Genomic DNA, 22,250 nt, shown 5'->3' with positions numbered 1-22,250 from the left:
TATGAGAAGTTTATGTTATTCCAACGTCGAAATCCGCCGACCCGCAAAGAGCGCCTAAGGCTGCTGGTCTGGCCGCGTCGTTCATTCGCTCGCTCGTTTAAATATGGCGGCAAGCGCGTGCTACGCATTACTGCGTCTCCACATGCGGTGGCTGCAGGTCTGGCTGTTGGCGTTTTCTCGGCTTTTACGCCGTTTTTTGGCTTTCATCTGATTATAGCAATTGTTCTGGCTTATTTTCTGGCCGGTAATATTGCTGCAGCAGCGCTGGGAACCACGCTTGCCAATCCGCTGACGCTCCCGTTCATCTGGGGCAGCACTTATGAGCTTGGCCGCTTTGTCATCAGCGGCGATATTGAAAGCGCGCCGCCTTTGCATCTGGGACATGCTCTTCAGACGATGAAGTTCGGAGAAGTCTGGACACCTCTACTCAAGCCGATGTTGTTCGGCTCGACCATATTGGGCGCAGTTTTTGCGGTGGTCGCCTATTTTGTGACGCGCTTTGCGGTCACTGCTTTCCGTCGTCGCAGGCTCGAACGACTTGCTGAAAAGCACAACAAGCACCATGTCCGGGGGCCGCAGAAAATATGATCATCGGCATTGGTAGTGATCTGATTGATATCCGCCGCATCGAAAAGACCCTTGAGAAGCACGGTGATCGTTTCACCCAACGGGTTTTTACCGAGCTAGAACAAGCTAAATCAGATGGCCGCAAACAGCGCGCTGCATCCTATGCAAAGCGTTTTGCCGCAAAAGAAGCTTGTTCCAAGGCGCTTGGCACTGGCCTTTCGAATGGCGTTTTCTGGCGTGATATGGGGGTTGTCAATACACCTTCGGGCAAGCCGACCATGCAGCTCACCGGCGGCGCGGCTGAGCAACTGAAACGCATGCTGCCAAAAGGCAAACGCGCTGCCATACATCTGACAATTACCGATGATTTTCCTCTTGCGCAGGCTTTTGTCATTATCGAAGCGCTGCCAGAAACCGAATAATGCATGCTGCGGAAAAGCGAAAACGCCTTTCCGATAGCGGCATGCGCCAAACAATTGCGATTGTGGCAGGTAAACTCCTGCTCATAATCGTGCGAGGTAGCGGTGATTGGATTGCTTCGAGCAACCTTAGCCGTTATTAGATCGCACATCGGCAAGCGGAGATACAATGAGCGTGTCCAGCAAAAGTGAAACTAAAAAATCAGGCGGCCTTGGCGAAACCGTCAGCGTTATCGTGCAAGCTCTCCTGCTGGCACTGATTATTCGCAGCCTGCTTTTCCAACCTTTCAGTATTCCGTCCGGCTCCATGCGCCCAACGCTACTGGAAGGCGACTATCTGTTCGTATCGAAATATGCCTATGGCTATTCGCGCTATTCACTGCCGTTCGGTCTTGACCTCTTCTCCGGTCGTATTTGGGGAACTGAGCCCAAGCGTGGTGACGTCGTAGTGTTCAAGCTGCCCAGCGACACCAATGTCGATTACATCAAGCGTGTGATCGGTCTTCCAGGTGATCGCGTGCAGATGCGTGGCGGCGTTCTCTACATCAATGATGTGGCTGTTAAGCGCGAGCGGGTTGGCACAATCGACAATCCTGATGTGACCGAAGTCAATCGTCCAGTTGAAGTCTACCGCGAGACACTGCCGAATGGTGTGACTTACGATACGCTTGATCTGGCACCAAATTCTATCGGTGACGATACGCGCGTATTCGAAGTGCCTGCCGGTCATTATTTTATGATGGGCGACAATCGCGACAACTCGCTCGATAGCCGTTTTGGCGTTGGTTATGTGCCTTTTGAAAATCTGGTCGGTCGTGCAAACATTATTTTCTTCTCGATTGCAGACAAGTCGAGCCCGCTCGAAATCTGGAAATGGCCATCTGATGTTCGCTTTAGCCGCCTCATTTCTTGGGTGAGTGGTGAGCCGCATACTGCCGTAACCGGAAACTGAAATGGTCTCCGAGAATAAAACAGCAGCAATTCTGGAGGAGCGCACGGGACACCGTTTTCTCAATCTGAAACGGTTGGAACGTGCGCTCACCCATTCGAGCGTCCAGGCACCTTCACGTGCCAATTATGAACGGTTGGAATTTCTTGGCGACCGCGTGCTTGGTCTCGTGGTTGCTGAGATGCTTTTCGAAGCCTTTCCAGATGCGCCGGAAGGGGAATTGTCAGTTCGCCTTAATGCGCTGGTCAATGCCGAAACCTGCGCCGCAATTGCCGATGAGATTGGTCTTGCCGATTTGATCCATACCGGCTCCGACATCAAATCCCTCAATGACAAGCGTCTGCTTAATGTTCGTGCCGATGTCGTCGAAGCATTGATTGCGACCATTTATATGGACAGCGGACTAGAAGCAGCACGCGGTTTCATCAAACGCTATTGGCAGAAGCGGTCTCTCGAGACCGGAGCCGCACGTCGCGACGCAAAAACAGAACTACAGGAATGGGCGCATCAGCAAGGCAATGTGCATCCTGTCTACGCAATTGTAAGCCGCAGTGGCCCTGATCATGATCCGCTTTTTACAGTTGAAGTGGCTGTGAAGGGATTTGCGCCCGAAACAGGCGAGGGGCGTTCCAAGCGCATTGCTGAGCAGGCTGCCGCAGAAGCAATGCTTTACAGGGAAACTGTCTGGAAGCGGGACAGTTCTGCGTGACGCGTGAATCAGCATTCTTTTAGAGCGCCTTGTGCTCTGCCGGGTGCACAAAGGTCGCTCTAACAGTTAATTTTGCCGCATAATTTTACCCTAAACTGATCCGAGTTTAAGGAATTATGCAGTAAGTGAAATTCGGCTATAATCGGATCAACAGCGACAGTGGTGGGCCGTCGCATCGGCAGAGCGGTTTGGGCGAGGACCGTTTCCTGCTGCCAAGATTACATAGAGCAATTCCAGCGAAAGTGGGGACCGGTTTACGCCGGGAATTGCGCAAAACAAAAGATAGGGCGATGCCTGTTCTTTCAAGAACAAGTCCGCTCTCAAAAGGATAAGCAATGAACACTCCGACGACGCCGTCAGCCGGCGAAACTGAAACCGGACAGACCCGTTCAGGCTTTGTTGCGCTGATTGGTGCGCCAAATGCCGGAAAATCCACGCTGGTCAACCAGCTCGTGGGTACGAAGGTTTCCATCGTCACGCATAAGGTGCAGACAACGCGTGCACTGGTACGCGGCATTTTCATCGAGAACAACGCACAGATCGTGCTCGTTGATACGCCCGGTATTTTCCGGCCTAAGCGCAGGTTGGACCGCGCGATGGTCACAACGGCCTGGGGGGGCGCGAAGGATGCAGATATCATCCTCGTTATCCTCGACGCGCAGGGTAGCCTGAACGAGAACGCCGAAGCACTTCTCGAAAGCATGGTCAACGTGCGCCAGAAGAAAGTGCTGGTTTTGAATAAGGTAGACCGTGTTGAGCCGCCAAAGCTGCTTGAACTTGCGCAGAAGGCAAATGAAAAGGTCGCCTTTGACCGCACCTTCATGATCTCGGCGCTCAATGGTTCGGGCTGCAAGGACCTCGCAAAGTTCCTGGCGGAGACCGTTCCGAACGGCCCATGGTATTATCCTGAAGACCAGATTTCGGACATGCCGATGCGCCAGCTTGCGGCGGAAATTACCCGCGAAAAGCTTTATCTGCGCCTGCATGAAGAATTGCCTTATTCCTCGACGGTAGAAACTGAACGCTGGGAAGAACGTAAGGACGGCTCGGTGCGTATCGAGCAAGTGATCTATGTCGAGCGCGAAAGTCAGAAGAAGATCGTTCTCGGACACAAAGGCGAAACGATCAAAGCGATCGGACAGTCAGCACGTAAAGAGATCAGCGAAATTCTGGAACAGAATGCGCATCTCTTCCTGTTTGTGAAAGTCAGGGAAAACTGGGGCAATGATCCTGAACGCTATCGTGAAATGGGCCTCGATTTCCCGAAGTAACCCAACAGGAATCGGGTAAACATTTATCCTTGGAATGGCGTGATAGCCGCGCATAATTCAGAGAATCGTTCGGTTTTGGTATAGAATTATGCGCAAAAAGGAATCTGGTAAAACACCTCTATGGAATGGCGCGATGAAGGCATAGTTCTCGGCACACGGCGACATGGCGAAACGAGCGCCATTGTCGAAGTGATGACGCGTGAACATGGCCGTCATATGGGTATGGTGCGCGGCGGGCGCTCCCGTCGCATGCAGCCGCTGCTCCAGCCCGGCAATCATGTCGATTTGGCATGGTGGGCACGGTTGGACGAGCATCTGGGCAGTTTTACAATTGAGCCACTTGGCTTTGCGGCAGCGCGCCTTATTGAAACGCCTGTTGCTCTTTATGGTATCCAGCTTGCGGCTGCGCATTTGCGGCTTCTGCCAGAACGCGACCCGCAAGGCGCGCTTTATGAAACGCTGCGCCTTATCATCGAGCATTTCGATGATCCTCTTGCATCTGGTGAGTTGCTTCTGCGATTTGAAGTGATGATGCTTGAAGAGCTGGGGTTCGGTCTTGATCTCAAGGAATGTGCAGCCACCGGCGTTCGCGAAAATCTGATTTATGTGTCGCCCAAATCAGGACGTGCGGTCTGTGGTGATGCAGGAGCGCCTTGGGCTGACAAGATGTTACCATTGCCCGCCTTCGTTAACAGCACATCGGTGCGCCCCTCCTGCTACGACGATCTCAACGATGCTTTCCGAATGACAGGTTTTTTCTTCCTGCGCCATGTGTGGGAACCTCGTGCGCAAACCCCACCCGATGCACGCGGCGGGTTTTTGAATGCGATAGCGCGCACAATTAGTTTGCAACAGGCAGGCTGAACACGTTGCCCTCGAAGGCATCTTTGCCGTGTCCGATGGCGCGAATAGCCTCGACCATACGTCCCTTGCGCGCGAGTATCTCGTCGGCCAATTCTATCAGGCGCATATTGGGCGTGGCAGACGGTGAACGCTCACGCAATGTTCTTGCGAGCTGAGCTTCATCAAGCTGTGCGTCAAAAGACAGTGCTGCGATATAGGCCGCCGCCGTCGAACGCGATACTCCTGCATAACAGTGGATCAGCAACGGCCTGGCCCTATCCCAAGTGGACGTAAATTCCAGAAACTGTTCGATATGAACGCTTTCCGGCATCACCAGCCCATCGCGTGGTTCAACAATATCATTGAAGATAAGGCTGAGACGTTTCGTGGTGCCAGATGTTGAAGGCACATCACCGCTGCTAAGCGTTACCATATGGCTCGGTTGATGCAATTCGATTTGGGCTTCGAACTTTGAGAGCGGACTGACCACGATATAAGTCATGGTCTACTTCTTTCGGGCCTGGTCTAAAGTAGCAAACCGAGCGAGAAAGTCGTTCTGAACGCTTTGCGTCGGCCGCGGGGTAATATCGAGCCCCGCTGGATCAAATCCTCGTGGGCGTCCAAAATACTTGATAGCCTCAGCTTCCGTAAATCCTGCAAGCCGTGTCGCCTCAAAATAGGCAGCCACCTGATCAGCCCGCTTGATCAGCCTCTTGAGCGATGCGGATATGGAAGCTGGCAGGGAAAAACGTAAGTGAATGGCACTTTCCAGTCGGTTCTCAATCAGCTTGTAATTGCCGCCCATCACTGCCTTGAATGGTGAAATCATGTCGCCAATGACATATTCCGGACCATCGTGCAGAAGTGCGAGCATCTGCCATTCAATGCTGGCATCGGGAACAAGTCGGTTGAAAATCTGCTCAACAAGCAGTGAATGCTGTGCCACCGAATAAGCGTGCTCGCCAACAGTCTGTCCGTTCCAACGCGCAACGCGTGCAAGCCCATGCGCGATATCTTCAATCTCTATATCAAGTGGCGACGGGTCGAGCAGATCAAGCCTGCGTCCAGACAGCATACGCTGCCATGCGCGATCTTTGCCCGAAGTGCGGTCTGCTGCTGCCATTAAGCTTTATCCGCTTCAGTCGTTGGGAACGTGAAAGCTACATGCGGTGGCAAGAGAAGCGTGATTTCGATCTCACCAGCCATAATGGCCGCGCTGGAATCGAGCGCATCTTTCACCCGATCAATCCTTGCAAGGGCGAGGCCGATCTTGCCAGAAGAACTGCCAAGTGTTCCGATTTCGCGTCCATTGACCGTAATCGACGTACCCATGGCGGGGAGCGGCGTGTCGGATTTTACGACGAGCACACGGCGGCGAGGCGTACCGCGATGATGCATGCGTGAGACGACTTCCTGCCCGATGAAACAACCTTTCGGGAAGGTCACACCCCCCGTCTGGTCGAAATTGATGTCGTGCGGGAAGACGTCATTATAGGCGAAGTCAGCTTCGCCTTCGGCAATGCCATACTCGGCACGAAGCGCGATCCATGCGCTCTCGTCGCTAATGTCGCCAGCTTTTCCATAGACGCGAATAACGTTCAGCTCTTCCGGAAAGCGGGTATCGCGCTTTCCAGATTGCCAGATTGAATCATCTTCTGAAGAAGCGGAATCAGTCTGCCAGCAAACGCTGACAAGTGATTCTGGCGATTGGATAATTTCTGCTTTGGCGCGCAGACGATAGAGCGTCATCCGCTTGGCAAAATCGGCAGCGATGCCCGCTGGCATATCGAACCGAAGCCCGTTGTTGATGCGCGACACGAGGAAGTCGAACATGATCTTGCCTTGCGGAGCGAGCAGTGCGCCCGGTTTCAGTTCATTGGCACCGAGCTTATCGAGATTGGTCGTAATCACCGCCTGTACGAATTTTTCCGCGTCTTCGCCTGTGATATGAACCAGTGCTCTGTTGGAAAGATTGATCGTTTCCGCTACCGTCGCCATCGCTTCTTCCTTGCCTTTATAATCATCGTTACGTAAGCCGCATTGAAAAGGCTCGCAAGTCCCATTCAGCCAGCAGGAGACAACAATGGTCCAAACGTTTGATACGATCCTGAAAGGTGCAACCATCGTCAACCATGACGGTATAGGTCGGCGCGACATTGGCATTCGTAACGGACGCATCGAGGCGATCGGGTCGCTTTCGGCCAATTCCGCTGGCGAAGTGATCGATTGCACTGGCCTGCATATCCTGCCAGGCGTCGTTGATAGTCAGGTTCATTTCCGTGAGCCGGGACTTGAGCATAAGGAAGATCTGGAAACGGGTTCGCTTGCAGCCGTTCTGGGTGGCGTTACGTCAGTTTTCGAAATGCCGAACACCAAGCCGCTGACAACCTCTGCCGAAACGCTGGAAGACAAAATCCGTCGTGGCCGTCATCGTATGCATTGCGATTTTGCATTCTGGGTCGGCGGAACGCGTGAGAATGCCAATGATGTTGCAGAACTTGAGCGTTTACCAGGCGCTGCTGGCATCAAGGTTTTTATGGGCTCATCGACCGGCAACTTGTTGGTTGAGGACGATGACGGTGTTCGTTCCATTCTGAAAAATACGCGCCGTCGCGCAGCGTTCCATTCGGAGGACGAATTCCGTCTGAAAGAACGTGAAGGTCTGCGGGTTGCTGGCGACCCATCAAGTCATCCTGTTTGGCGCGATGAAACTACCGCACTGCAATGCACCGAACGTCTGGTGCGTATCGCACGCGAAACCGGCGCGCGCATTCACGTGCTGCATATTTCGACGGCGGAAGAAATCGACTTCCTGCAAGGTCATAAGGACGTGGCGACCTGCGAAGCCACTCCGCATCATCTCACACTGTCGGCTGACGAATATGCGACACTCGGCAATCTCATTCAGATGAACCCGCCGGTACGCGACAAGCGCCACCGTGACGGCGTCTGGAAGGGCGTTGATCAGGGCATTATCGATGTGCTTGGCTCCGACCATGCGCCGCATACGCTGGAAGAAAAGCAGAAGCCGTATCCGGCATCACCTTCCGGCATGACGGGCGTTCAGACACTGGTGCCAATCATGCTCGATCATGTGAATTCCGGTAAGCTTTCGCTGGAACGCTTTGTTGATCTTTCGAGCCACGGCCCGAACCGCATTTTCGGCATGGCACGTAAGGGCCGCATTGCCGTGGGTTATGATGCCGACCTGACCATCGTCGATATGAAGCGTCGCGAAACCATCACACATGATCAGGCTGGCTCAAAGGCTGGCTGGACGCCTTATCACGGAAAGACTGTCACGGGCTGGCCGGTTGGCACTTTCGTGCGTGGCATCAAGGTCATGTGGGAAGCGGAAATCGTCAATCCGAATAAGGGCGAGCCGGTCGAGTTTCTGGAAGCCTTGCCGCGTCGTTGATAGTGGATTGATTGGCGTGAATTGTCCCATCTTTGTCCGATGACATTCTTTCGGGCTGGATTGTAGGGATTATTGTCTTCTTGTATAAATTCACAAGGAGCACAAAATGTCCGCTACTGGTACGGCACTTCTGGTTATCGATGTTCAGGAATCCTTCCGCCATCGCCCTTATTATCGTGATGAGCATGTTGCTGCTTACATCGAGCGTCAGCAGGCTCTGATCGATGGCGCGAAGCGCAAGGGTATCCCCGTTGTGCAAATCTTTCATGTTGAAAATGAAGGACCGTTTTCTGAAGCTTCGGGCTTCGTGAAAGCGCTGGCACCGATCACGATTGAGCCGGATGCCGTTTTCCGCAAGCGTCGCCATAGCGCACTCGTTGGGTCGGGGCTTGATGTGTGGCTTATTTCCAACGGAATCAGACGGGTTATCGTTTCCGGAATCCGTACTGAACAATGCTGCGAGACGACGACGCGACACGCTTCTGATCTGGGTTTCGATGTAGATTACGTCGGCGAGGCGACCCTTACATTTCCGATGACCGATGTGAATGGTCGCGAGTGGAGTGCCGCCGAAATCCGTGCCCGTACCGAGCTGGTGCTCGCAGATCGTTTCGCGCGGATTGCAACGGTCGAACAAGCTCTTGCAGACAGGGCAGAACGGAAAGCTGCATGAACCAAACCGTTGACAGCCACAAAACTGTCCGGGTCTTTGTCGTTGTCCCGCCACGCACGCTTTTGCTTGATGTGGCGGGGCCGATAGAGGTTTTGCGTAAGGCCAATCTTGAGCAGAGCGAAGTGCAGTTTGAGGTGACATTTATCGGGTCATCGCAGACGGTGTTGAGTTCAATTGGCCTCACGATTGCCAATATTGAGCCTCTGCCAGAAAATCTACCGGACGGCGCGTTGGTCGTCATCTCCGGCTCGGCGGATGTCCCATTAGGAGGTGTCGGCAACAGTCGCGAAGAGGACAATGTTCTTGAAGCACAGATTGTAAGTTGGATGCGGCGCGCTATCCGTCCCGGCATCAGGTTGGTTTCAATCTGTTCGGGCGCGCTTCTGGCGGCACGCGCAGGTTTGCTTGATGGTTATGCTTGCACAACCCATCATTTGGCGATTGATGAACTGAACCGATTGGCCCCGACATCACGCGTCTTGCAAAATCGGTTGTTTGTGGAAGATCGGGATCGGCTGACAAGTGCGGGTATCACCTCGGGCATCGATCTCATGCTGCATATCGTGGCAGAAATTGCAGGTCATGCATTGGCATTATCAATTGCGCGTTATCTGGTCGTCTACTTGCGCCGCAGTGGGGGAGATCCACAGCTTTCGCCTTGGCTGGAAGGACGTAATCATATGCATCCAGTGGTGCATCGTGCACAGGATGCTATTGCGGAAAATCCCGCAGCCAGTTGGTCGGTGGAAAAACTGGCTGACATTAGCGGCGCAAGCCCACGCAATCTCTCTAGACTGTTCAACGAGCACGCACATATGAGCGTGACGGACTATGCAAATAGGCTGAAAGTCAGTCTGGCCCGCGAGATGCTGCTGAATTCTGCGCTCGATATGGAAAACATCGCTCAGCGGGCAGGCTTTGCGTCCACGCGGCAGTTTCGCAGAGTCTGGGAGCGGATTTACGATGCCCCACCAAGCCGAATGCGAATGCTTGCCGCAGCTATTGATTCTTACTGAAGAATACGTTCAGGCAGGAAGGTGCCGGCGATAATCTGTTCGCGCATTTTCTCGATGAGGTCGAGAGCGCTGTCTTCGCCCGCAGAACGCATAAGTTCGGTCAAAGCTGTGGTGAAAGCAGCTTCAGCAAGAATTTCAGGCTCGATCCCTTCGGAAATGCCGTCAGCCCAGGCTTCATTCTGGTATTCGATTGCCACGAGCTTCTTCTCGCGGGCAATCATCTCGTCCAGATCTGCTGGCATGTGTTCCATCGATTTCATCCCGGCTTGCGCCCTTCTTTCTGCATTAGAACACCGTGCGCCTGAATGGGCGCACAAAGGTCGCTCTAACAGTTTAATTTGTGCAGTCGCTGGTTTCTCACCACTATCGGGAGTGCAAACGCATGCAGCCTGACTGTCGCTTTAAGACAGTGTTAACAGATTACAGCGGATTTAAATGAGGCAATTTATGCCCATCCGCACAAGACTGAATAATTGGTTAATTGCCATAACGCGATATGATCTCGTTCGACAAGCTTTCTCCCTCTTTCATGTAGCGGTCAATCGCCGCAAGGGCAGAAGGCGTACAGCGGACATAATTGTCGCTGAAAGCACGATATCCATGGTTGAAACTGGAAACGAGGCGCAACCGGTCTGCTTCACCGGGATTTTCGGCCGCAATAATGGCGTCCATCCGGTCTCGCCACTCGCTGCTGGTTTCTCCACAAAGATTACGCAAATAGTGGAGGGAGCCGAGAACTTCTGCAATGCGCAGCATTTTGCCCTCATAAGGAGCATCCTGCGCAGAAAGGGCCGGGGAAACCATACCCAGCCACGAACTTACCACCAACAGGGCCACCAAGAGGGAAAGCCAGTTGCTTTTCAAAAGTAACCTCTCCTTTAGAGCTGCCTTTTCGCTCGAAATCGCGGCCACTTCAAGGCGACTAGTGGATCGAATTTTACGTTTGAATCTCGACTGACGTCCACACGGTTTCCAACGTCGAATTCGAAAAATTAACTAGATTCATATACTTGGTAGTGGTCTTTTGAATTCCGATATTTGTTTAACGTCTGTATCAAGGGATGCAAATGTCGGAATTAGACCGCTAGGTGGGTCAGGAAGTGCGATTGTCTTCCGCTTCAGCCACAGAGCGTGCCACATCCAGTGTGCTGTCGGTGACACTCGCGCTCGCCATTTCTTCCACGGTCAACCAATGGATTGCTGCAGCGTCGTCGCCTGCCTGTTCAATGCCCGAAACATCAAACGCTCGATAAACGGAAAGAAAATAGCTCTTCTCATAGGCCTTGCCTTCGAGCGCCAAATCAACCGTGATGACGTGGCTGAGCGAGCCTGCATCGAGTGCAGTTTCTTCTTTCAGCTCACGGACTGCTGCTGCCTCAGGAGTTTCACCGGCCTCAATGCTGCCTCCGGGAAAGGCGAGCCAGCCCTTCCATGGCTCTTTGCCGCGTTCAACCAGCAAAAATCGGCCATCACGACGGCAGATGAGAGAGACACCGTGGATTTGAAGAGGGGCAGGGATGACGGGAACTGTAACCATATTCAAGCTATGATCTGGTCAGCCTGCTTTGGCAACAGCAAACCCCACTTGACCATTCCGACAAAAGCCTGAACATGGCCGCCATGTGTGGACGTTTTTCTCTGACTGCAAGCCGCGAAGAAGTTGAAGCATTGCTTGGTGCGATGATCGAGGAGGATTTTCCTCCCCGTTATAATATCGCGCCGACCCAGCCAATACTCTCTATTCTGGCAGGCGAAACCCCACCGCCGGGAAGCAATCGCCCCGGCCGGAGCGGCATGCTGGTTCGTTGGGGCTTTGTGCCGTCATGGGTGAAAGATCCCAAAGACTGGAATCTGGTTTTCAACATTCGCTCTGAAACCGCGGCAGAGAAGAACTCGTTTCGCGCGGCCTTAAATCATCGACGGGCCTTGATTCCGGCTTCCGGTTTTTACGAATGGCGGCGTGAGGGAAAGAATAAGGCGCAAGCCTATTGGATCAGGCCGCGCCACGGCGGGATTGTCGCTTTTGGCGCGCTGGTCGAAACCTGGAGCAGTTCCGATGGCTCGCAAATCGATACTGCGGGCATTTTGACGACAAACGCAAACGGATTGCTGCGGCCTATTCACGAACGTATGCCGGTGGTGGTGAAGCCAGAGGATTTCGCTCGTTGGCTGAACTGCAAAACCTTGCTTCCAAAAGATGTCGCCGACATTATGCGTCCAGTTCAGGATGACTTTTTTGAAGCCATTCCGGTGTCAGACAAGGTCAACAAAGTTGCCAATACTTCACCAGATTTGCAGACAAGAGTGGAAGAAAGCTTGACGTCAGAACAGTCTCTGCCAAAAAGAAAGAAAAAGTCAGGGCCGGAGGAGGATTCGGGCGACCAGCTTTCGATGTTCTGATCACTTACAGCGGCTCCACTTAAGACTGAATAGTTGGAGCCGCATAGCTCATTGTTTTATGCATTTGCCTCACGCAAAACCGCTTCGCGCTTTTGGCTCAAATGCTATAATTTCAGGAAAGTCATCCGTGTTCTCAGCAGCTTTTTCAGGCTTTTTTCTTGGTGCGTCACTTATCATCGCTATCGGTGCACAAAACGCGTTCATCTTGCGGCAAGGCCTGCTGCGACAGCATGTCTTTATTCTGAGTCTAATCTGTGCACTTTCAGACGCGCTGCTGATCGCCGCCGGTGTTGCGGGGCTGGGTACGCTGATTGCTCAATCACCAAAGCTAATCTCGTTTGTTACGCTTGCAGGCGCTGCGTTCCTGTTCTGGTACGCGTCGGTCGCATTTCGCCGCGCGTTTCATCCAGAAGCAATGCAGGTGAGATCGAACGGCAGTGTCAGCCTGAAAGCTGCAGTTGCTACCTGTCTGGCGCTGACTTTCCTCAATCCGCATGTCTATCTCGACACGGTGGTATTGTTAGGCAGTCTTTCTGCCCGCTATGAAGGTTCTGCCCGCGCCGCTTATGGTGCAGGCGCGGTGATCGCATCATTTGTTTGGTTTTTCTCGCTCGGATATGGGGCGCGTCTGTTGCAACCCATCTTTGCGAAGCCTGCGGCCTGGCGGGTGCTCGATTGCATCATCGGTGCTGTGATGGCGCTAATCGGCATCAGCCTTCTAGTCAGATTCTTTAACAGCTAGAATTGAGCTGCGCATATTGTCGTTACGGGCTTCGCCCTTACGGTTCTTCTTATTCATGAGTGCTGCAAGGAGCACGGCAGGGCCGATTTCACGATACTGATCAATCAGCTTGTCTTGTCGTGGTTGCGGTTCACTTTTAGGCATTGGTTCATTCCTCTTCCAATTACACTCACTATTTTGTGATTGATTGAGACGGAATGAAGGCTGTTTGGAGCCGGTTTTGGGGAATTCCGGTTAACAGCTGTGAAGGTTTAACACGGTTGCCGAAATACCACAGCATTCTCGGCTATCCCCAATCCAGCTCATTATTCTCGCGTATCCAACAAACAAAACCGCTTCATCCTTCTTTTGGAAATGCTTTATTTCGCTCGAACTTTTCCAAAAGCTCTTGACGGGGATAAAGTCGAGAGAGATAAGTAGCGTCATGAAAACGCCGACCACAATCATTTGTACTGGTTCGATTATTATTGGCTAGCAGCTTGCTGGCCCGGCCGTTTTCGTCTCCCCTACCATAAAACAGGATGATAACGCCCCGGCCAGTCGGCTGCGGTCCTTCGTGCCCGTATTTCTGGTCCTTTTGGGGAAATAAAATGGCTGACGCGCCGCAACTACGTCTGTACAACACCGCAACTCGCGCGAAGGAGGACTTTGTCCCCATCGATGCAAACAATGTGCGCATGTATGTATGCGGACCGACTGTTTACGACTTCGCCCATATCGGCAATGCGCGCCCGGTCATTGTCTTCGATGTGCTGTTCCGTTTGCTTCGTCATGTCTATGGCGAGGCGCATGTCACTTATGCACGTAACATCACTGACGTTGACGACAAGATCAACGCACGTGCGGCGAGCGAATATCCTGATCTCCCGCTCAATGAAGCAATCCGTCGGGTAACAGAGGGCACAAACAACCAGTTTCAGGCGGATATCAAAGCGCTGGCAAACTTAGAGCCTTCGAGCCAGCCACGTGCGACTGAGCATCTGGATGATATGCGTGACCTGATTGAGAAGCTGGTTGAGCGCGGTGTCGCCTATGTTGCCGATGACCATGTACTTTTCTCGCCGTCTGCAATGAATACGCTGGGCGGCGCACGTTATGGCGCGCTCTCGCACCGTCCTTTTGATGAAATGCTAGCTGGCGCCCGTGTTGACGTTGCATCTTACAAGCGCGACGAGATGGATTTCGTACTCTGGAAGCCATCGCGCAATGGGGAACCCGGCTGGCCATCGCCTGCGGGCATTCAAACGCTTGGCCGTCCCGGTTGGCACATCGAGTGCTCGGCCATGTCCATGGCCAAGTTGCTGTCACCTTTTGGTGGCGGCCTGCAGTGCGATGATCCGTATAAGAACCAGTTCGACATTCATGGTGGCGGTATCGATCTCGTGTTTCCGCACCATGAAAATGAGCTTGCGCAGTCATGCTGCGCATTCGGCACTGAGCGCATGGCCAGCATCTGGATGCATAACGGCTTCCTGCAGGTCGAAGGACAGAAGATGTCGAAGTCTCTCGGCAATTTCATCACCATTCGCGATGTGCTGAATGATGGTCTACCGCAGCTTGGTGTGTGGGACGACAAGGCTGCGCGCGATCGATGGGTCGGTCTGGCTGCACGTCTTTCGATGCTGCAAACGCATTATCGCGAACCGATCAACTGGACGGCACAGCGCCTGGCAGAATCCGCCGAAGAACTGCATCGCTGGTATGGATTGCTGCGTGATGCAGATTTCGCAATGCCGTCTTCGCTTTCGTCGGTTGGTGAAGTTGCGGAAGCACTGTCAGATGATCTGAATACCTGGACTGCAATCACGGCGCTGCGCAAGGCATTCAAAGCCAGAGACGTTGCAGCTTTGGGCGAAGGTATGACGCTGTTAGGCTTGCTCGACCCTTATTTCGTGACAGCACAGGACGTACCGGTCTTTGCAAAGGCTGATGTCGACACGGCTGCAATTGAAGCATTGATTGCCGAGCGCCTGCGTGTGATCGCCGACAAAAACTGGGCCGAAGCTGATCGTATTCGCGATGAATTGCTGGCAGAGGGTGTGCAGTTGAAGGATGGCAAGGATCCTGCCACCGGCGAACGCATCACGACTTGGGATGTGGTAAGCTAACTGCCTTTTAATTGGAGGGAGGATGCCATGACGCTTGATAACAAGCCGCTTTATAGTGGGGGATGCCAGTGCGGTGCGGTGCGCTTTCGTGTAGAAGGCGCACTCGGCTCAGCTTCGATCTGTCATTGCCGCATGTGCCAGAAGGCGTTTGGCAATTTCTATGCGCCACTGGTTTCAGTTGGGGAAGCAAACCTCACATGGACCCGCGACGAGCCAAAGCGCTTCCAGTCATCCAATCACGTCAAGCGCGGGTTCTGTCCTGAGTGTGGAACCCCGCTCACCTATGAGGCGCCGGATGGCGTAGCGCTCTCCATCGGCGCTTTCGATGCGCCGGAAGAGATCGAACCCACGGTTCAATGGGGCGTCGAGGTCAAGCTTCCCTATGTCGATAACCTCGCAAAACTGCCCGGTTACGAAACAGAGCGTGATCCGGAAAGTATCGAGTTTGTAAGAACCATGGTGTCCTACCAACACCCAGACCACGACACTGACAACTGAAAAAGCCATACATTCTAACGGCATATACCCACCGACAGGCAGGCAAAATGGCACGCGAGCGCATATATATCTACGACACGACTTTGCGGGAGGGACAGCAAACGCACACCGCCCGCCCACAGCCGCGTAGCGTGCGAGGACGGGCAAAGCCGAAAACGGGAGTTTGTTGTACAGTCCTGATGGCGGGGGATGAGTGATGGCACGTGAACGCATCTATATCTACGACACGACTTTGCGGGACGGACAGCAAACTCCCGGCGTTGATTTCTCTGTCGAAGACAAAAAAGCGATTGTCATTCTGCTCGAAGAATTGGGCGTCGATTATGTTGAGGGTGGCTATCCCGGGGCGAACCCGACCGATACTGCTTTCTTCAAAAAGCGTCAGACTTCGCGCGCCAAATTTACAGCTTTCGGCATGACCAAGCGCGCCGGAGTCTCTGCCTCCAACGATCCGGGTCTGACGGCCCTTTTGCAAGCTTCAAGCGATGCAATCTGTTTCGTGGCGAAGAGCTGGGATTATCATGTGAGGATCGCGCTCGGCTGTACCAACGAGGAAAATCTGGAATCGATCACAGCCTCGGTTACAGCCGTTCGTATGGCTGGCCGTGAAGCGCTGGTCGATTGTGAACATTTCTTCGATGGCTACAAAGCCAATCCGGAATACGCGTTGGCGTGCGCGAAGGCTGCCTATGAAGCTGGCGCGCGCTGGGTCGTTCTTTGCGACACCAATGGCGGAACGCAGCCATCAGAAGTGGCGGAGATTATCAATGCTGTGAAAGCACATGTTCCGGGCGAAAGCCTTGGCATTCACGCGCATAACGACACCGAACAGGCTGTCGCGGTTTCGCTTGCTGCAATCGATGCAGGCGTGCGCCATGTGCAGGGAACGCTTAATGGGATCGGCGAGCGCTGCGGCAATGCCAACCTTGTTTCACTCATCCCGACGCTAGTATTGAAACCGTATTGGGCTGATCGCTTTGAGCTCAGCGTAAAGCCTGATGCTCTCAAAGCCATCACCCGTATCTCGCGCGCCTTCGATGATATTCTTAACCGGGCACCGACAGAGCAGGCTCCTTATACAGGCACATCTGCCTTCGCTACCAAGGCAGGCATTCACGCGTCGGCGCTACTCAAAGACCCGCAGACTTATGAACATGTTCCGCCTGAAACTGTCGGCAATCGCCGACGTGTCATGGTGTCGGATCAAGGCGGCAAGTCGAATTTCATCGCGGAATTGGAGCGTCGTGGCATCCGCGTCGCCAAGGATGACGTGCGGCTCGATACGTTGATCGTGCTGGTCAAGGAGCGTGAAGCGGAAGGCTACGCCTATGAAGGTGCGGATGCGAGCTTCGAACTTCTGGCGCGAGCCATGCTCACGCCACAGCCGGAATTCTTCAAGGTAGATTCCTTTCGCTGCCTCGTCGAACGACGTTTTGATGCCAACGGCATGCTGAAAACGGTTTCCGAGGCCGTGGTTAAAGTTGAAGTCGATGGCGAGATGCATATGTCGGTTGCCGAAGGCCATGGTCCCGTCAACGCGCTAGACATTGCGCTGCGCAAGGATCTTGGGCGCTATCAGGACGAAATCGTGGACCTTGAACTGGTCGATTTCAAGGTGCGTATCCTCAATGGGGGTACCGCAGCTATCACCCGCGTTCTGATCGAATCGGGTGACGCAACAGGCGCACGTTGGCGCACGGTCGGCGTCTCCGACAACATCATTGATGCATCGTTTCAGGCGTTGATGGATTCGGTCAATTATAAGCTGATGAAGAACCGTTCGCTCGCGGGTTTGGTGGCGGCGGAATAGCCGTCGCTCTTCACGATCATTGATGCTTTGATCAGTTTAATTGAATAGATTTTATGGATCGATGGGCGCATAGCAAAATATCCAGCCCTAAATAGCCCTCGGCTTTTGGGGGTTTTTCTTATTGCGGAGATAGAAATGGCCGAGCAAACCTTATCCGGAGGCCAACTTTCGGATGGAAGCCGTGGCTTCATGATGGCTATGGGGGCTTATGGTCTTTGGGCTCTCTTGCCTTTCTATCTTAAAGCGCTGTCACATCTGCCTGCGCTCGAAATCGTCGCCCATCGCGTTATTTGGTCGGTTCCTGTGGCGGCAGTTCTGCTCCTTGCCATCGGCCAATTCCGAACAATCCTTGATGCTTTGCGCAAGCCGCGAATGCTCGCTATGGCCGCATTGACCGCCGCACTGATTACCATCAACTGGTCGGTCTATGTCTGGGCGGTTGCACATGATCAGATTATCGGCGCAGCACTCGGCTATTATATCAACCCGTTGTTCAACGTGGTTCTTGGCGGACTGTTTCTTGGAGAACGTCTGAGCAAAGTTCAATATATCGCTGTCGGGTTTGCTTTCGCGGCGGTTCTTGTTCTCACATTCAATGCCGGTGGTCTGCCATGGGTTTCGCTGGTTTTGCCCCTGACTTTCGGCCTCTACGGCTTTTTCCGTAAGTCCCTGCCGATGCCACCTTTGCAAGGCTTCACGCTCGAAGTCGTCATTCTGTCGGTCCCTGCACTTGGCTATGTTCTGTGGTTGACGGCAAATGGTCAGGATCACTTCTTCTCAGGGGAATCCGTATCGAATATCTGGCTGCTTTTGCTGGCGGGCCCATTCACGGCTATTCCGCTCATTCTTTATGCGGGCGGTGCAAAGCTTCTGCGCTATACGACGCTCGGCTTAATGCAGTATCTCACACCTACATTGCTGTTCGTCTTCGCGATCTTCATCTTCCATGAGCCGTTCTCGCATGCGCAGCTTGTGGCTTTTGTGCTGATCTGGGTCGGTTTGATAATCTATACATGGTCCTCTCTCTCCGCACATCGCAAGGCGCGAGCGAGCGCTTGATAAATTTAACTTGAGCATTCGTGCTTTATTTCCGTTGGATTATGGCCACAGGAGCCATAATTTAGCCGTGCTCTGGCCCTCTGGTCCGTCTTCTATTTCAGATGGAATTTGGAGACGCTCACTGCATGCTATTTCGCATTGCCCGCAGAGATAAGCAGATTCATGTTGTTGTATCCCCGGATCTCGCGATCCGGTCCGATGCTTCATATGCTGCTTTGTCTGCTGTGCATGCAAAACTCGCACCGCTTTCGCAGCGTACCCTCAAACCCCTCGAACGTATTCGCTTTTCATTTCATACCCACATTCGTGCCTGCATAGCGCTTGCCTCAGCAACGTTGTTGGCAGGTGGGGCCATGGTTCTGTTAACGGGCGGCTTGGTGCGTCATGGGCATGCGTCTCAGCCGGTTATGGTTGATCCCACGACACTCGTTCATAGCCGCGCTGCAATGAAGGAAGCCCGCTTACTTCCCCAGAATAATCTCGACGAGAACCGCCGGATTGCCAAGCGCATCGATATTGCGGAAGGCACCGACGATGGCGAGGCGACGCTTTTTACTTATCAGCATGTCATTCTTGATTTGGAAAATGAGAGGAGTCCGCAAGGTCTGATAAGTCACAGTCCTTCAAAAGTTGAACGGCGAGGGGACAGCGCCTCTATTCATGATACGGAAATATCAGCACTCGCCAATCAGAAAGGCGTGCCGCTAAATGTAAGTTTCGCGAAGCCTGCCGGTATAGCCCATCAGGCAGCTCATGAAATCGTTCTCGCTCCACAATCGCGTGAGAAGGTGGGCGTGCTCATGCAGGCGGCTGATGTTGCTGCAGAAGATGCTGCAAATCTGGAACAGGCACTCGGGCGAAAAGACCTTGTTCCCGGTGACAATCTGGTCCTGCTTCTGGATCAGTTGCCCAACAAACCCGCGCACATAACCATGGCGCGGTTTCGGCATGGCAGCGCGTCGGACTCGGTTTATGGCCGCACAGATGATGGTGTCTTCCGCGCCAATGATAATCAGCGGCTTTTTGCGCGGCTTTCTCATGATGCGATGCTCTCGGCATCACATCCCGCTGTCGCGATTCGGACTGATGGCTCCATTCAATCTCGACTGATTGCAGCAGGGGCTCCACGCGCTGTTGCAGACGATGTGAAGAAGCTTGCTTCTGAAAATAATGTGTCTCTCCAGAAAGGTGCCAACGGGGCCGATAAAATAGATCTTTTGTTTCGTGAAAGCGTAGACACTGATCCGGAACTGGTCTTCGTCGAGTTTACGTCGCACGGCGAGAGCAAACGCTTATACAGACATGAAGTTGAAGGAAACGCCGATTACTTCAACGAGGACGGCTCCTCGATGACCAAATATCTCATGCACAAGCCATTGCCGAATGGTCGCCTAAATGATGGCTTCGGTTGGCGTGTTCATCCCGTTCTGCATGTTCGCAAACATCATAACGGTGTCGACTACGATGCCCCGATCGGTTCTCCTATTGTTGCGGCGGGCGACGGAACCGTAGAGCTGATTTCATCGCAAAAGGGCTATGGCAAGTATGTCCGTATTCGCCACCAAGGTGGCTACAGCACCACCTATGCTCACCTATCCGCTGAGGCTAAAGGCCTGAAAGTCGGACAGCATGTGAAGCAGGGGGAGGTTATCGCCTATGTCGGCTCAACCGGTTATTCGACGGGTCCGCACCTTTATTACGAGTTGAAAGTCGGCGATCATTATGTCGACCCGCTGAAAGCGCAGCTCAATGCGGGCGAAAAGCTTACAGGTTCATCCATGTCGAGTTTCCGTTCGGAAATTGATCACGTGGACAAGGTTTTCAAACAGATGAACCTTACGCCGATGACAGCTGCTCCCAACTCCAGTTTCGATCATACCGGGCGATAAGCATTCGCGAGTGCGACGAATTCTTCGACGCTCAGGGTTTCTGCACGGCGCGTACCGTCGATGCCGGTCTTTTCCAGCAATGTGGCACCACCAACAGGTTTCAAGCTCTGACGCAGCATCTTGCGGCGCTGCCCGAAGGCTGCCTGTGTGATCTGACCCAATGCGTCGGCACGGCACGGAAGCGGTTCCTCGCTTGGTGTAATATGCACCACCGACGACATCACCTTGGGCGGCGGTGTAAACGCTTGAGGCGGCACATCGAAAGCAATCTTCGAACGCGTTCGCCAACCTGCCAGAACGCCGAGGCGTCCGTAATGATCACTATCGGGAGCGGCTACAATGCGTTCTGCCACTTCACGCTGAAACATCAGTGTCATGGACGAATAAAATGGTGGCCATGGCTCTGTCAGAAGCCAGTTGAGTAACAACTGCGTACCGACATTATAAGGCAAGTTGGCAACGATGCGCGGCTTTGGACCATCTGGAAACAGCGTTTTGAAATCCTGCTCCAATGCATCGCCGGCAATAATACGCAAACGTCCCGGATAATGTGCCTCTATCTCTGCAAGCGCATCAAGGCAGCGTTCATCGCGTTCGATTGCCGTCACATAAGCACCTTGGGCGAGAAGGGCACGCGTAAGCCCGCCCGGGCCGGGACCGACCTCGATAACCGGCTGATCCTGCAGATTGCCAGCCTGTCGTGCAATCTTCGATGTTAGATTTAGATCGAACAAGAAGTTTTGCCCAAGCGACTTTTTCGGCATCAGGTCATGCCGTTCAATCACCTCACGCAGCGGCGGAAGATTGTCGATGCTCATGATTTCCGCCTTGCTTGGTTTTCTGCAAGTTCCTGCGCCAGTCTTATGGAAGCAATAAAGCTATCTGGTCGTGCGATGCCTTTTGCGGCGATATCGAAGGCTGTACCATGATCCGGCGATGTTCGGATGAATGGGAGGCCCAGCGTGACATTGACCGTCTCGTCAAAGGCGAGCGCCTTGGCAGGGATAAGCGCTTGATCGTGATACATGCAAATAGCAACATCATAAGTTGATCTTGCAGGTGCATGAAACATCGTGTCTGCGGGTAGTGGCCCCCAGGCATTGATGCCTTTGCGCTGCAATTTTTCTACTGCTGGACGGATGATGGCATCGTCTTCCTTGCCAAGAGCACCGCCTTCACCCGCATGAGGATTGAGACCGGAAATAGCAATTCGAGGCGCGGCGATGCCGAAGCGATCAGTCAGCTCCTGCGCTGTGATATAGGCTACTTCCAGAATGTCATCCTTCGTCAATACCCGCGGCACTTCTACGAGTGGAATGTGGATCGTGACAGGCACCGCGCGCAGCTCTGGACCAGCAAGCATCATTACAGGGATGACTGTGCGCCCAAGATGCTGGCTCGCGAGTTCTGCGAGAAATTCAGTGTGACCGGGATGCTTAAAGCCAGCATCATAGAGCGGTTTCTTTGCAATAGGGCAGGTGACAATGGCCGATGTCTCACCACGTAATGTCAGGGCCACGGCGCGTTCAATTGCTTCTATAACTCCGGCTGCATTCTCTGGAAGAGGCCTACCGGGGCTTTCCTTGTGCCCATTGACGAGCGGCAACACAGGTAGCTTCTCGTTGAAAATATCAGCGGCCTCTGCTGATGCCTCTATTGTGGCAATCGGCACAGTCAGACCGAGATGCTGCGCGCGGGCAGCCAGCTGCTTTGGGTCAGCAATTAGCATGAAGGGAGGCAGAGAAAGCTCTGTACGTCTTAGCCAGGCGCTAAGAGCAACATCAGCTCCAACGCCTGAAGGATCGCCAATGCTCACGGCGAGCGGAGGAACCGGTTGATTAGGCATAGCTATTTTCTCGGCTAATGAAATAAGGGGGCA

The 22,250-nt window shown here is 53.4% G+C and carries 26 protein-coding genes; 17 read left to right on the top strand and 9 right to left on the bottom strand.

Translation table 11 applies throughout. The features are described 5' to 3' along the window. Positions 1-12: 12 nt before the first annotated feature. The 6 genes from bspA (at position 13) to recO (ending at position 4,779) form a co-directional block, all read left to right on the top strand. Entirely contained in the window at positions 13-588 is a 576-nt protein-coding gene (bspA, locus tag QBD00_RS13945; RefSeq protein ID WP_095446314.1) for a type IV secretion system effector BspA, read from the top strand. Continuing rightward, complete coding sequence (acpS, locus tag QBD00_RS13940) at positions 585-989, top strand: holo-ACP synthase (RefSeq protein ID WP_095446315.1); 405 nt, start codon at positions 585-587, stop codon at positions 987-989. Before bspA ends, acpS begins: the two co-directional genes overlap by 4 nt. Before the next feature lie 166 nt (positions 990-1,155). Further along, positions 1,156-1,938 (top strand): signal peptidase I, encoded by a 783-nt coding sequence (gene lepB / locus QBD00_RS13935; RefSeq protein ID WP_095446316.1) that lies wholly within the window; start codon positions 1,156-1,158, stop codon positions 1,936-1,938. A gap of 1 nt (position 1,939) precedes the next feature. Continuing rightward, complete coding sequence (gene rnc / locus QBD00_RS13930; RefSeq protein WP_151091435.1) at positions 1,940-2,644, top strand: ribonuclease III; 705 nt, start codon at positions 1,940-1,942, stop codon at positions 2,642-2,644. Positions 2,645-2,979: 335 nt separating this feature from the next. Continuing rightward, complete coding sequence (era, locus tag QBD00_RS13925; protein ID WP_095446318.1) at positions 2,980-3,915, top strand: GTPase Era; 936 nt, start codon at positions 2,980-2,982, stop codon at positions 3,913-3,915. Positions 3,916-4,035: 120 nt separating this feature from the next. Next, entirely contained in the window at positions 4,036-4,779 is a 744-nt protein-coding gene (gene recO, locus QBD00_RS13920; RefSeq protein ID WP_095446319.1) for a DNA repair protein RecO, read from the top strand. Here recO and QBD00_RS13915 read toward each other — a convergent pair. From QBD00_RS13915 to QBD00_RS13905, 3 genes are read right to left on the bottom strand one after another with little or no spacing between them, the layout of a single operon-like run. Continuing rightward, the gene (locus QBD00_RS13915) at positions 4,757-5,260 is read right to left on the bottom strand and encodes a tyrosine phosphatase family protein (RefSeq protein ID WP_318579781.1); all 504 of its coding nucleotides are present in this window, start codon (positions 5,258-5,260) and stop codon (positions 4,757-4,759) included. The two genes, recO and QBD00_RS13915, sit on opposite strands and share 23 nt — an antisense overlap. Positions 5,261-5,263: 3 nt before the next feature. After that, positions 5,264-5,881, bottom strand: coding sequence for a YfbR-like 5'-deoxynucleotidase (locus QBD00_RS13910; protein WP_151091437.1), 618 nt, complete (start codon positions 5,879-5,881; stop codon positions 5,264-5,266). Continuing rightward, entirely contained in the window at positions 5,881-6,756 is an 876-nt protein-coding gene (locus tag QBD00_RS13905; protein WP_318579780.1) for a folate-binding protein YgfZ, read from the bottom strand. The genes QBD00_RS13910 and QBD00_RS13905 overlap by 1 nt, the downstream gene beginning before the upstream one ends. An 85-nt stretch (positions 6,757-6,841) precedes the next feature. Between QBD00_RS13905 and QBD00_RS13900 the strand changes: the two genes are divergently transcribed. The 3 genes from QBD00_RS13900 (at position 6,842) to QBD00_RS13890 (ending at position 9,865) form a co-directional block, all read left to right on the top strand. Next, a complete protein-coding gene (locus QBD00_RS13900; RefSeq protein ID WP_264232040.1) occupies positions 6,842-8,176 on the top strand; it encodes a dihydroorotase in 1,335 nt (444 codons plus the stop codon). A 106-nt stretch (positions 8,177-8,282) separates the two neighbouring features. Continuing rightward, on the top strand, positions 8,283-8,849 hold the full coding sequence (locus QBD00_RS13895) for an isochorismatase family protein (protein WP_318579779.1): 567 nt from the start codon (positions 8,283-8,285) through the stop codon (positions 8,847-8,849). Beyond that, positions 8,846-9,865 (top strand): GlxA family transcriptional regulator, encoded by a 1,020-nt coding sequence (locus QBD00_RS13890; RefSeq protein WP_095446325.1) that lies wholly within the window; start codon positions 8,846-8,848, stop codon positions 9,863-9,865. The genes QBD00_RS13895 and QBD00_RS13890 overlap by 4 nt, the downstream gene beginning before the upstream one ends. Here QBD00_RS13890 and QBD00_RS13885 read toward each other — a convergent pair. From QBD00_RS13885 to QBD00_RS13875, 3 genes are all read right to left on the bottom strand, one after another. Next, the gene (locus tag QBD00_RS13885) at positions 9,859-10,116 is read right to left on the bottom strand and encodes a hypothetical protein (protein ID WP_191793042.1); all 258 of its coding nucleotides are present in this window, start codon (positions 10,114-10,116) and stop codon (positions 9,859-9,861) included. The two genes, QBD00_RS13890 and QBD00_RS13885, sit on opposite strands and share 7 nt — an antisense overlap. A 226-nt stretch (positions 10,117-10,342) precedes the next feature. Continuing rightward, positions 10,343-10,669, bottom strand: coding sequence for a TIGR02301 family protein (locus QBD00_RS13880; protein ID WP_095447863.1), 327 nt, complete (start codon positions 10,667-10,669; stop codon positions 10,343-10,345). A gap of 289 nt (positions 10,670-10,958) precedes the next feature. Continuing rightward, positions 10,959-11,402, bottom strand: coding sequence for an NUDIX hydrolase (locus QBD00_RS13875; protein WP_095446326.1), 444 nt, complete (start codon positions 11,400-11,402; stop codon positions 10,959-10,961). An 83-nt stretch (positions 11,403-11,485) separates the two neighbouring features. On the opposite strand from QBD00_RS13875, the gene QBD00_RS13870 reads away from it, so the two are divergent. Both QBD00_RS13870 and QBD00_RS13865 read left to right on the top strand, forming a co-directional pair. Further along, positions 11,486-12,265, top strand: coding sequence for an SOS response-associated peptidase (locus QBD00_RS13870; RefSeq protein WP_095446327.1), 780 nt, complete (start codon positions 11,486-11,488; stop codon positions 12,263-12,265). 127 nt (positions 12,266-12,392) lie between these two features. After that, positions 12,393-13,007, top strand: a complete 615-nt coding sequence (locus QBD00_RS13865) for a LysE/ArgO family amino acid transporter (RefSeq protein WP_318579778.1) — start codon at positions 12,393-12,395, stop codon at positions 13,005-13,007. Here QBD00_RS13865 and QBD00_RS13860 read toward each other — a convergent pair. Further along, positions 12,984-13,151, bottom strand: a complete 168-nt coding sequence (locus QBD00_RS13860; RefSeq protein WP_264232038.1) for a hydrolase — start codon at positions 13,149-13,151, stop codon at positions 12,984-12,986. The two genes, QBD00_RS13865 and QBD00_RS13860, sit on opposite strands and share 24 nt — an antisense overlap. Positions 13,152-13,597: 446 nt before the next feature. On the opposite strand from QBD00_RS13860, the gene cysS reads away from it, so the two are divergent. The 6 genes from cysS (at position 13,598) to QBD00_RS13830 (ending at position 20,371) form a co-directional block, all read left to right on the top strand. Next, positions 13,598-15,115 (top strand): cysteine--tRNA ligase, encoded by a 1,518-nt coding sequence (gene cysS / locus QBD00_RS13855; protein WP_318579777.1) that lies wholly within the window; start codon positions 13,598-13,600, stop codon positions 15,113-15,115. Positions 15,116-15,142: 27 nt separating this feature from the next. Beyond that, positions 15,143-15,613, top strand: a complete 471-nt coding sequence (locus QBD00_RS13850) for a GFA family protein (RefSeq protein ID WP_095446330.1) — start codon at positions 15,143-15,145, stop codon at positions 15,611-15,613. Positions 15,614-15,660: 47 nt separating this feature from the next. Next, positions 15,661-15,810 carry a 2-isopropylmalate synthase gene (locus tag QBD00_RS13845; RefSeq protein ID WP_318579776.1) on the top strand — a complete coding sequence of 50 codons (150 nt, stop codon included), beginning with the start codon at positions 15,661-15,663 and terminating at the stop codon, positions 15,808-15,810. Continuing rightward, entirely contained in the window at positions 15,810-17,423 is a 1,614-nt protein-coding gene (cimA, locus tag QBD00_RS13840; RefSeq protein WP_095446331.1) for a citramalate synthase, read from the top strand. The genes QBD00_RS13845 and cimA overlap by 1 nt, the downstream gene beginning before the upstream one ends. A gap of 135 nt (positions 17,424-17,558) precedes the next feature. Then, entirely contained in the window at positions 17,559-18,482 is a 924-nt protein-coding gene (rarD, locus tag QBD00_RS13835) for an EamA family transporter RarD (protein ID WP_318579775.1), read from the top strand. 101 nt (positions 18,483-18,583) lie between these two features. Next, the gene (locus QBD00_RS13830) at positions 18,584-20,371 is read left to right on the top strand and encodes a M23 family metallopeptidase (RefSeq protein WP_412535026.1); all 1,788 of its coding nucleotides are present in this window, start codon (positions 18,584-18,586) and stop codon (positions 20,369-20,371) included. On the opposite strand, the gene rsmA is transcribed toward QBD00_RS13830, so the two are convergent. Further along, on the bottom strand, positions 20,356-21,189 hold the full coding sequence (gene rsmA / locus QBD00_RS13825; protein ID WP_095446334.1) for a 16S rRNA (adenine(1518)-N(6)/adenine(1519)-N(6))-dimethyltransferase RsmA: 834 nt from the start codon (positions 21,187-21,189) through the stop codon (positions 20,356-20,358). The genes QBD00_RS13830 and rsmA overlap by 16 nt on opposite strands. Then, positions 21,186-22,217, bottom strand: coding sequence for a 4-hydroxythreonine-4-phosphate dehydrogenase PdxA (pdxA, locus tag QBD00_RS13820; protein ID WP_318579773.1), 1,032 nt, complete (start codon positions 22,215-22,217; stop codon positions 21,186-21,188). Before pdxA ends, rsmA begins: the two co-directional genes overlap by 4 nt. Between the last annotated feature and the right edge of the window lie 33 nt (positions 22,218-22,250).

The sequence above is a fragment of the Ochrobactrum sp. AN78 genome (genome assembly GCF_029909885.1).
GTDB classification, from domain to species: domain Bacteria; phylum Pseudomonadota; class Alphaproteobacteria; order Rhizobiales; family Rhizobiaceae; genus Brucella; species Brucella quorumnocens.
The sequence above is the reverse complement of the archived record's forward strand: the minus strand, read 5'-3'. Positions and strand labels throughout refer to the sequence as shown.

Bases quoted from the DNA above. Each gene is read 5' to 3' on its own strand.
- cysS (WP_318579777.1), top strand. From the start codon at position 13,598: ATGGCTGACGCGCCGCAACTACGTCTGTACAACACCGCAACTCGCGCG.
- QBD00_RS13895 (WP_318579779.1), top strand. From the start codon at position 8,283: ATGTCCGCTACTGGTACGGCACTTCTGGTTATCGATGTTCAGGAATCC.
- cimA (WP_095446331.1), top strand. From the start codon at position 15,810: ATGGCACGTGAACGCATCTATATCTACGACACGACTTTGCGGGACGGA.
- lepB (WP_095446316.1), top strand. From the start codon at position 1,156: ATGAGCGTGTCCAGCAAAAGTGAAACTAAAAAATCAGGCGGCCTTGGC.
- rnc (WP_151091435.1), top strand. From the start codon at position 1,940: ATGGTCTCCGAGAATAAAACAGCAGCAATTCTGGAGGAGCGCACGGGA.
- QBD00_RS13860 (WP_264232038.1), bottom strand. From the start codon at position 13,151: ATGCCTAAAAGTGAACCGCAACCACGACAAGACAAGCTGATTGATCAG.
- QBD00_RS13830 (WP_412535026.1), top strand. From the start codon at position 18,584: ATGGAATTTGGAGACGCTCACTGCATGCTATTTCGCATTGCCCGCAGA.
- QBD00_RS13880 (WP_095447863.1), bottom strand. From the start codon at position 10,669: ATGGTTTCCCCGGCCCTTTCTGCGCAGGATGCTCCTTATGAGGGCAAA.
- recO (WP_095446319.1), top strand. From the start codon at position 4,036: ATGGAATGGCGCGATGAAGGCATAGTTCTCGGCACACGGCGACATGGC.
- QBD00_RS13875 (WP_095446326.1), bottom strand. From the start codon at position 11,402: ATGGTTACAGTTCCCGTCATCCCTGCCCCTCTTCAAATCCACGGTGTC.
- QBD00_RS13890 (WP_095446325.1), top strand. From the start codon at position 8,846: ATGAACCAAACCGTTGACAGCCACAAAACTGTCCGGGTCTTTGTCGTT.
- QBD00_RS13845 (WP_318579776.1), top strand. From the start codon at position 15,661: ATGGCACGCGAGCGCATATATATCTACGACACGACTTTGCGGGAGGGA.
- bspA (WP_095446314.1), top strand. From the start codon at position 13: ATGTTATTCCAACGTCGAAATCCGCCGACCCGCAAAGAGCGCCTAAGG.
- QBD00_RS13900 (WP_264232040.1), top strand. From the start codon at position 6,842: ATGGTCCAAACGTTTGATACGATCCTGAAAGGTGCAACCATCGTCAAC.
- rsmA (WP_095446334.1), bottom strand. From the start codon at position 21,189: ATGAGCATCGACAATCTTCCGCCGCTGCGTGAGGTGATTGAACGGCAT.
- QBD00_RS13910 (WP_151091437.1), bottom strand. From the start codon at position 5,881: ATGGCAGCAGCAGACCGCACTTCGGGCAAAGATCGCGCATGGCAGCGT.
- pdxA (WP_318579773.1), bottom strand. From the start codon at position 22,217: ATGCCTAATCAACCGGTTCCTCCGCTCGCCGTGAGCATTGGCGATCCT.
- QBD00_RS13870 (WP_095446327.1), top strand. From the start codon at position 11,486: ATGTGTGGACGTTTTTCTCTGACTGCAAGCCGCGAAGAAGTTGAAGCA.
- QBD00_RS13915 (WP_318579781.1), bottom strand. From the start codon at position 5,260: ATGACTTATATCGTGGTCAGTCCGCTCTCAAAGTTCGAAGCCCAAATC.
- QBD00_RS13850 (WP_095446330.1), top strand. From the start codon at position 15,143: ATGACGCTTGATAACAAGCCGCTTTATAGTGGGGGATGCCAGTGCGGT.
- acpS (WP_095446315.1), top strand. From the start codon at position 585: ATGATCATCGGCATTGGTAGTGATCTGATTGATATCCGCCGCATCGAA.
- QBD00_RS13905 (WP_318579780.1), bottom strand. From the start codon at position 6,756: ATGGCGACGGTAGCGGAAACGATCAATCTTTCCAACAGAGCACTGGTT.
- era (WP_095446318.1), top strand. From the start codon at position 2,980: ATGAACACTCCGACGACGCCGTCAGCCGGCGAAACTGAAACCGGACAG.
- rarD (WP_318579775.1), top strand. From the start codon at position 17,559: ATGGCCGAGCAAACCTTATCCGGAGGCCAACTTTCGGATGGAAGCCGT.
- QBD00_RS13885 (WP_191793042.1), bottom strand. From the start codon at position 10,116: ATGGAACACATGCCAGCAGATCTGGACGAGATGATTGCCCGCGAGAAG.